The organism is Gammaproteobacteria bacterium, from assembly GCA_035279405.1.
Classification (GTDB): Bacteria; Pseudomonadota; Gammaproteobacteria; order Natronospirales; family REEB76; genus REEB76.
In genome coordinates this window covers 49,319-56,566 of the sequence record DATEHU010000022.1, presented here as the reverse complement: position 1 = coordinate 56,566, position 7,248 = coordinate 49,319, and the positions used below count along the sequence as shown (strand labels likewise).

10 protein-coding genes are annotated in these 7,248 nt (G+C 63.3%); 3 read left to right on the top strand and 7 right to left on the bottom strand.

The window, feature by feature from the left end; translation table 11 throughout:
• Nucleotides 1-496: 496 nt before the first annotated feature.
• The 3 genes from VJR90_03445 to VJR90_03435 form a co-directional block, all read right to left on the bottom strand.
• Nucleotides 497-784, bottom strand: a complete 288-nt coding sequence (locus VJR90_03445) for an acylphosphatase (protein ID HKV96531.1) — start codon at nucleotides 782-784, stop codon at nucleotides 497-499.
• A 79-nt stretch (nucleotides 785-863) separates the two neighbouring features.
• The gene (locus VJR90_03440) at nucleotides 864-1,724 is read right to left on the bottom strand and encodes a LysM peptidoglycan-binding domain-containing protein (GenBank protein ID HKV96530.1); all 861 of its coding nucleotides are present in this window, start codon (nucleotides 1,722-1,724) and stop codon (nucleotides 864-866) included.
• A 155-nt stretch (nucleotides 1,725-1,879) separates the two neighbouring features.
• Nucleotides 1,880-2,155, bottom strand: coding sequence for a DUF4398 domain-containing protein (locus VJR90_03435; GenBank protein ID HKV96529.1), 276 nt, complete (start codon nucleotides 2,153-2,155; stop codon nucleotides 1,880-1,882).
• Nucleotides 2,156-2,320: 165 nt separating this feature from the next.
• Here VJR90_03435 and arsC point away from each other — a divergent pair, with 165 nt between their 5' ends.
• The 3 genes from arsC to VJR90_03420 are packed head-to-tail and all read left to right on the top strand — an operon-like array spanning nucleotide 2,321 to nucleotide 3,624.
• The gene (arsC, locus tag VJR90_03430; protein HKV96528.1) at nucleotides 2,321-2,671 is read left to right on the top strand and encodes an arsenate reductase (glutaredoxin); all 351 of its coding nucleotides are present in this window, start codon (nucleotides 2,321-2,323) and stop codon (nucleotides 2,669-2,671) included.
• On the top strand, nucleotides 2,672-3,265 hold the full coding sequence (wrbA, locus tag VJR90_03425) for an NAD(P)H:quinone oxidoreductase (protein HKV96527.1): 594 nt from the start codon (nucleotides 2,672-2,674) through the stop codon (nucleotides 3,263-3,265). It abuts the gene before it with no gap.
• Nucleotides 3,262-3,624, top strand: coding sequence for a DUF2069 domain-containing protein (locus tag VJR90_03420; GenBank protein HKV96526.1), 363 nt, complete (start codon nucleotides 3,262-3,264; stop codon nucleotides 3,622-3,624). The genes wrbA and VJR90_03420 overlap by 4 nt, the downstream gene beginning before the upstream one ends.
• Nucleotides 3,625-3,678: 54 nt before the next feature.
• Here the strand turns inward: VJR90_03420 and hda are convergent, their stop codons facing one another.
• Genes hda through VJR90_03400 form a run of 4 tightly spaced genes read right to left on the bottom strand, consistent with a single transcriptional unit; the run spans nucleotide 3,679 to nucleotide 7,080 of the window.
• On the bottom strand, nucleotides 3,679-4,389 hold the full coding sequence (gene hda, locus VJR90_03415) for a DnaA regulatory inactivator Hda (protein HKV96525.1): 711 nt from the start codon (nucleotides 4,387-4,389) through the stop codon (nucleotides 3,679-3,681).
• The gene (locus VJR90_03410; protein ID HKV96524.1) at nucleotides 4,386-5,453 is read right to left on the bottom strand and encodes an AI-2E family transporter; all 1,068 of its coding nucleotides are present in this window, start codon (nucleotides 5,451-5,453) and stop codon (nucleotides 4,386-4,388) included. Before VJR90_03410 ends, hda begins: the two co-directional genes overlap by 4 nt.
• Nucleotides 5,450-6,010 carry a CDP-alcohol phosphatidyltransferase family protein gene (locus VJR90_03405; GenBank protein ID HKV96523.1) on the bottom strand — a complete coding sequence of 187 codons (561 nt, stop codon included), beginning with the start codon at nucleotides 6,008-6,010 and terminating at the stop codon, nucleotides 5,450-5,452. Before VJR90_03405 ends, VJR90_03410 begins: the two co-directional genes overlap by 4 nt.
• On the bottom strand, nucleotides 6,007-7,080 hold the full coding sequence (locus tag VJR90_03400; protein ID HKV96522.1) for a DUF2066 domain-containing protein: 1,074 nt from the start codon (nucleotides 7,078-7,080) through the stop codon (nucleotides 6,007-6,009). The genes VJR90_03405 and VJR90_03400 overlap by 4 nt, the downstream gene beginning before the upstream one ends.
• Nucleotides 7,081-7,248: the final 168 nt, after the last annotated feature.

Here is a 7,248-nt window from a genome sequence, read left to right as displayed (position 1 = left end):
CCCGACCTGCTTCGCAGGCTCTTCCCTGCGGGCGCTGCGCGCTCGGCGCAATCCACGGGGGCCTGAAGAGCAAGAGGCACTGGATGTCGATGCGTTGATTCTTGTACCCGTAGCGCGAGCCGAGCACTGGACTGAGCAAGGTTAGCCCGAAGGGGCACGAACAGGATGTTCGCGCTCCCGCCGTCAGGCCAGGGATGGCCTGTCGGCGGGACTCCACAGCGAAGGAAGCGCGCAGGGCAGTCGCGGTTTCCGCGACCCGCGCTCCGGGGGAATGGCTTTGGGCACTTTCGCCGAAACGAAAGTGCCCCGCCCGCGGGTGCGGGTACCCGCTCCAAAATACGCGCGCGGCCGCAGGCCGTACTATTCAGATCTGGATTCCGGCGTGCGCCGGAATAACGGGGAACAGCATGCGGGCGCACACAAGCCCCCTCATCCTGCTTTTCCCCCGAAGGGGGAAATGGGACTAGGTGGCGGCTGCGTTACAGCCGCACAAAAATTATCGCGTGGCAAATTCGCGCGGGATCTCCGTGCACTGCACTTCCCGCACCACCACCTCACTTACCTTCGCGGCCGGCGGCCCGTGCCACAGCCAATCGCAGAGTGCATCCACGGCCGCGGGTGCGCCGCAGGCGAGCACTTCCACGCGGCCATCGGCCAGATTCCTGGCGTAGCCCGTGACCTTGAGTTCGCGGGCGCGTTGCCCCGCGCTCGCACGGTAGAACACCCCCTGCACGCGGCCGGACACAAAGCAATGCTTGCAGACTGTGACAGACCCTTTGCTCATGCCCAAAAGGAAAGGGCCCCGCAGGGCCCTTCAAAAATAAAACCCGAACTATTGTTCAGCCACAGCGGCTGCGCTCGACTCAGTGGGTCGTGGCTGCAGGCGCACTGGTAGCGGCCGGAGCGGAAGACGGTGCTGGTGCAGGCGCGGGCGCGGGCGCGGGGCTGGCAGCCGGAGCGGCGGACGGCGGTGTGAGTGTGCCGTTCAGCCATTCCTGATCGCGCTTGTCGGCCCGGTGGTTCTTCCACGCACCGCGGTGCTGCGCATACCAAGTGGCGGAATCCGCATCGGTCTTGAGCGGATTGCTGACCACATTGAGGTTCTGCTTCGGATAGATCAGATCCGCATGCTTGATGGAATCCGAATTGGCCTTGAAGATCAGCGGCCATTCCATCGAATTGCCATACACATCGGACTTGCCGGCAATGCGCCACAGGCTGTCGCCGCGCACCACGGTGTAGGTGCTCTTGGCGGCCTGCAACTGCGCCACCAGCGCCGAGCAGGTGTCATACGCCTGCTTGCCCTGGTTGTTGGTGATGTCGGTCTGACACTGATTCAGGCTGTTCTGCTCATCCGCATTCAGGTTGGTGTAGCCCTGCGCCTGAGTCAGCAGATCCTTGGCGTGATTCAGATAGCAGCCGTTGATTGCGGTTTCCGCATCCTGCTTGGCTTGAGCAGCGAGCTGCTGGGCCTTGGCGTTGTCGCCGGCCTGACCGGCCGCTTGCGCCTGCGTCAGCAGTTGCGATGCGTCGCCAGTGTCGGTGCACGGCGCTTGCGCACCGTTGATCACCGCCTGGGCGTCAGCAATCGCCTGCGTGGTCGCTGCATTCGGTCCCGGAGGCGGCGGTGCCGCTTGTGGTTGCACTTTGTGGGTCGCACAACCGACGGCAATGCCGGCGGTCAATAACACGATAGCGAGCTGTTTGGCGTAATTCTTCATCATGGCAATCGTCTCCAACCTTGTTGTTTTGACAATGGTTTAAAAAATCGGGGGAACCCGTTAGCCGGGTTGGGAAAAAAAGGTGGCACAAGGGTAGCGCGGTGCCGGCTTGGGGTCAAGCAATCCCAACGCCATAACGTCCGGAATCCCGTGTAAATTCAAGGCGGTGAAGGTCCGCCGGGACCTTGTTGCTGGGCAATGCGCAGCGCCTTGACGGCGTGATCACGGGCGCGATTGGCGTTGGCGCGCGCTGTACCGTAATCCCCTCGGTCCAGCGCGGATTGAGCGGCTTGCAAAAGACGTTCCGCCTCGGACATTTCCCTGGTCGCAGATTGCGCTGCGCCCATTTGGCGGGCCGCCGCTACCGCTTGTCGGGCATTGCTCATTTCCTGCACGGGCGCTCCGGCACAGGCCACCATCGCCAGCACCAGCATCAAAAATGCAAATTGCCCGACTATTGGAATACGAACGCGCACTTGCCAGGTTCCGCGAGGGAAAATCAGCGGGACGCCAAGCTACCAACCGCCTCTTTACCCGTCAAGCACGCCACGTGGGGTATATTTGGCGCATTGTTCGTGCGCGGATTTGAGTTCCGGTGTATGGCAAAAGTCACAATCTGGCACAACCCGCGCTGCACGAAATCACGCGAGACGCTCGCGTTGTTGCAGGCGCGCGACAATGAAATCCAGGTAATCGAATACCTCAAGCACCCGCCGTCCACGGCGGAAATCCAGAACGCCCTGGAGCTTTTGCGCATTCAGCCGCGCGCCCTGATGCGCAGCAACGAAGCGGAATACCGCACGCACCAACTCGACAACCCGGCGCTTGGCCGTGCACAGTTGATCGAAACCATGCACGCACATCCCATCCTGATACAGCGCCCGGTAGTGTTCGCCAACGGTCAGGCACGCATCGGCCGGCCCCCGGAAAGCGTGCTGGAAATTCTCTGAATGGACATCCTGGTTCTGTACTACAGCCGTTACGGCGCCACCGCCGAGATGGCGCGCCACGTGTGCCGCGGCGTGGAGAGCGTGCACGGCATGAGCGCACGCTTGCGCACCGTGCCGGCCGTATCCACGCTTGTCGAAGCCACCGAGAGCGACATTCCCGCGTCCGGTCCGCCTTACGCCACGCACGAGGATCTCAAGGAATGCGCCGGACTGGTGCTCGGCAGTCCCACGCGCTTTGGCAACATGGCTGCAGCGCTCAAGTATTTCTTCGACGGTACCGGCGGCCTGTGGCTGTCGGGCGTGCTGGCCGGCAAACCCGCGGGCGTGTTCACGTCCACCAGCTCGCTGCACGGCGGTCAGGAAACCACGCTCTGGTCCATGATGTTGCCGTTGCTGCATCACGGCATGTTGATCGTGGGCCTGCCCTACACCGAGCACGGCCTGATGGAAACCACAGCGGGAGGCACGCCTTACGGACCGAGTCACCATGCCGGCATCAACAGCGACCGCAAGCTTGCAGACGCGGAAAAGCAGCTCTGCCAGGCGCTCGGCGCGCGCGTCGCGGACGTGGCAAAACGCCTGCAAGCAAAATGAATCTGCGTTTTTCCGGGCGCGGCCTGACGCTGGGTGCATTGGTTGCGCTTGGCATTTGGCTGGTACTGTGGCTCGGCTGGCGGACGCACGCAACTGCAAGCGAGCGCGTGCTCTGGCTGATATTGGCGCTCGCGCCACTGGTCATCGTGTCATTTTTTGTCGTACGTGACGTCAAAAGCGGATTCGTGTGGTGCGGCTTTTTATCGCTCGGCTATTTCGCCCAAGGTATTACCGTCACGCTCACGAGCCGCAGCGATGCCATCTACGGCGCAGTGGAAATTTTCCTGAGTCTGTTGCTGTTCACGGCGGCGAGCGCCACTTTGCGTGCGCGCCGGAGGCAAGCGCACGAGCAGTCATAGCCGTTATTGGAAAGTAAATCGCGACTGAAGTCGCTCCCACAGCCGAATCTTCAGTCAGCGCTTGTCGAGAAAGGATTTCACGAATGCCAGCGTCAGACGGCGCTGCGCGATCAGTGAAGCCGTATCCAGGGCATCCAGCGTCGCGCACAGGCTGCGCATGTCGCGCTGCTGGCGCTTGAGCAGGAATTTTGCGGTATCGTCCGGCAACTCGAAGCCGCGGCGTGCGGCGCGCTGCTGCAGCGCCCGAATCTTGTCCTCGTCACTCAAGGGCTCCAGCTGGAACACCGGTCCCCAGGCGAGCCGCGAAGCCAGGTCCGGCAGCAGGCGTTTGATGGCATTCGGAGCGGTGCGCGCGCTCGCCACGAAGCTGCCGCCCCGATCCGCAAGCGCATTGAACAGGGCAAACAGCGCCAGTTGCCAGGGCTCGATGCCGGCGACACGCTGCACGTCGTCCACGCACACCAGCGCGTAACTGTCCAGATTGTCCGTCACCTGCGGATCGAGCAGCACCGCCTGATCCATGGGCAGGTAAATGGCACGCCGTCCGCTGGCGGTCGCCAGCCGGCAGGCGGCCTGCAGCAGGTGTGACTTGCCGCGTCCATCGCCACCCCAGATGAACAGCGCGCGTTGTCCGCCGGATTGCGCCAACTGCTTGAGCGCATCTACCGCCGCCTGATTGCCCGCCGCGTGGAAATTCTCGAATGTGGCGCCCTCATCGAGGCTGATGGGCAACGGCAACTGGCTGCCAAAGTTCTCAACCATCATGTCGTGTCGCCGTCATTTCCCTGGTACAGGCGGCTCTGCACATAGCGTTCGCGGGCATAGCGGACCAATACCGTGCCGGCGGCGGCCACCGGCAGCGCCAGCAGGATGCCGGCAAATCCGAACAGCGCCCCGCCCACGAGGATGGCAAAAATCACCAATGCCGGATGCAGTCCGATGCGCTCACCCACCAGCCGCGGCGTAAGCACCAAATCGGACAGCAACTGCCCGGCAATGAACACCGCCACCACCGAGAGCAGCAGCCAGCCTCCGCCCTGCAGCAACGCCGTGAGCAGCGCCAGGCCGACGCCGGTGATGACGCCCAGATAGGGCACGAAACTCAGCAACCCGGCGACCACGCCGATGGCAATGGGATTGTCGAGGCCGATGATGAACAGCACCACGCTGTAGAAAATCGCGAGCGCCACCATCACCAGCAACTGGCCGCGCAGGAACGCGCCGAGGACCTTGTCGCACTCGCGCGCCAGCCGCACCACGGTGGGCGCAGCCTTCTGCGGCGCCAGTTCCACGATGCGCTGCATGAGCACGTGCCAGTCGCGCAGCAGATAAAAAGTCACCACCGGAATCAGAACCAGATTGATGAAGAATTCGAATACCGCGGCCGCGGAGCTCGACACCGTCACCAGCACCTGACCGGCCAGTTTTCCTGCGGACTCGAAATTGGAACTCACCAGATCCATGAGCTTCGAGGGTTGCAGCGCACCGGGCTGGATGCCGAAATGCGCGGTCAGCCACGGCAGCGCGTGCACCTGGAACCAGGCCACGGCTTCCGGTGCGTGCGCAAACAGCACCGCGATTTCGCGGATGCCCATGGGAATCACCAGCACCAGGATCAGCCCGAGCACGATGAAGGTCAGCAGGAACACCGCGAGCACGGCCACGCTGCGTGGGAGTTTCCAGCGCTGCAACCGGTCCACCAGCGGATAGCCGAGGTAGGCGAGGATGAAACTTGCGAAAAACGGCACCAGCACCGGCCGCAGGAAGTGCAACAGCACCCCTGCGAGTACAAGGATCGCCAGCGTCCAGAGTTTCTGCGCCGCGCTCATACCGCTTTCCTGCCGGAGGCACGTGTCAGGCGCGATCCCCAGCGGAAGAAATAATCCACGCCGCTGGTGAGCGTGCTCAGGGCCACCGCCACCACCAGCGCCGGCAACATGCCGCGTGGCACGATGTGCAGGAAATGCTGGATCACCGCCGTCAGCACCAACAGCAACTGCAGAAAGGTATTCACCTTGCTGAGCACGCTGGGTTGCGGGCGGAATTCACCCACCTGCCAGCGATACAACATCGCACCGGCGACGATCACGACATCGCGCGCAATCACGATCACCGTAATCCACGCCGGCACCAGCCCCGCCCAGGTGGCGGCGAGGAAACTCCCGGCCACGAACAGCTTGTCGGCGAGCGGGTCCAGAATCGCGCCGGCGCGCGTCACCCAGCCAAAGCGTTTGGCCAGCAAACCGTCCAGCGCATCGCTCACGCCGGCAACAATGATCAAGGTCAATGCGGCTTCATCCTGGCGACGCACGATGCTCCAGGCCGCGGGCAATACCAGCAGCATGCGCGTAACACTGATGGCATTGGGTATCCAGCGGGCGTTCACGGCGCATACTGGAATTGCAGCAGGGACGCGGACGGCGGATTGCCACTGGCCGCAGCCGGCGCCGCAGTCTTGAGCAAATCGCCGAGCAGCACGGCTTGCTGCAGGTTGGCAAGATTCCCGCGGGTGTCGAGACTGAAATACACGGTGTGGTTGTCCACGCGCGTTACCTGCACCGACTTCACCGGTGTGAGCTGGCCGAGATAGGCCAGCACCTTGGCGTAGGCATCCACGCCGCTGATGCCAGTAACACTGAGCGTCACGCCGTTCACGCCCACGGCATCCGGAGCCAGTGCAAACCATTTGATGTAATCGTCTGCGGCGGTCTGCACGCCGTCAGCGGCCACGCTGGCAAGGTCGGCGGGCGGCGTAGTCCAGCTCTGCACCTGAGCGCCGACCGTGAGCTGCCAGCGCGCCGCATACTGGCCGGGCGTGGTCATGTAAATGCTGCCGACCAGCGTGGCGTCGGGTTTATAGCGCAGCGATGCCTGTTGGATGCGCGCGCTGTTGTCCTGGGTGATGTCGGGAATGCCGATGGCCTGCTGATCCACTGCATCCATGCTGGGGAAAATCAGCGGCATGCCGCGCTGCTGCGCGGCGCTGTTCATCGCCTGTGCAATCGCGGGATTGTTGGACGCGGACACGATGCTTACATTGGCGCCGTCCTGCAGCGCAATCCACACCAGCGTCGCCGGCCGTTCCCGGCCCCAGAGCGGTTCATGCGCGGCACGCACCGCCTGGTCCACCACCTCGGGGTCGAAGCGCGCGGACAGCAGCAAACCCGTGGGCGGGATGGCCGGCATGCCGGTGCGCGTCAAATCGTAATAGGTCAGTGCCGCGGCGCCACTCGCAGCAGGCACCTGGTCATAACGGTATTGCTGCAAAAAACGTGACGGATCCTGAACCAGGTTCGCCAGCGCCGGCACACCGCCCGCACTGCGTTCGCCGGTGACTTTGACCAGCACGGCAGCCAGCGCCTGTTGCAATGCGACACGCCGCGCGGCCGCCGACTGATCCGCCACCGGCACGCTCGCTTCATACAAACCCGTGACCACCATCGCGTGCGCGCTCATGCCTGCACACAACAACATTCCCATCAGCAAAGCGCTAATCCGCGCAAGCGTGCGATGCACCGGCTTCTCCATCTTGGAATCGTCCGCCCCACCCGGAGCAGTGGCCTTCCACGTGTAGAATATACAGGCTTACACCATTGTCCGGCGAGCCGCGCTCGCCCCAGCAAG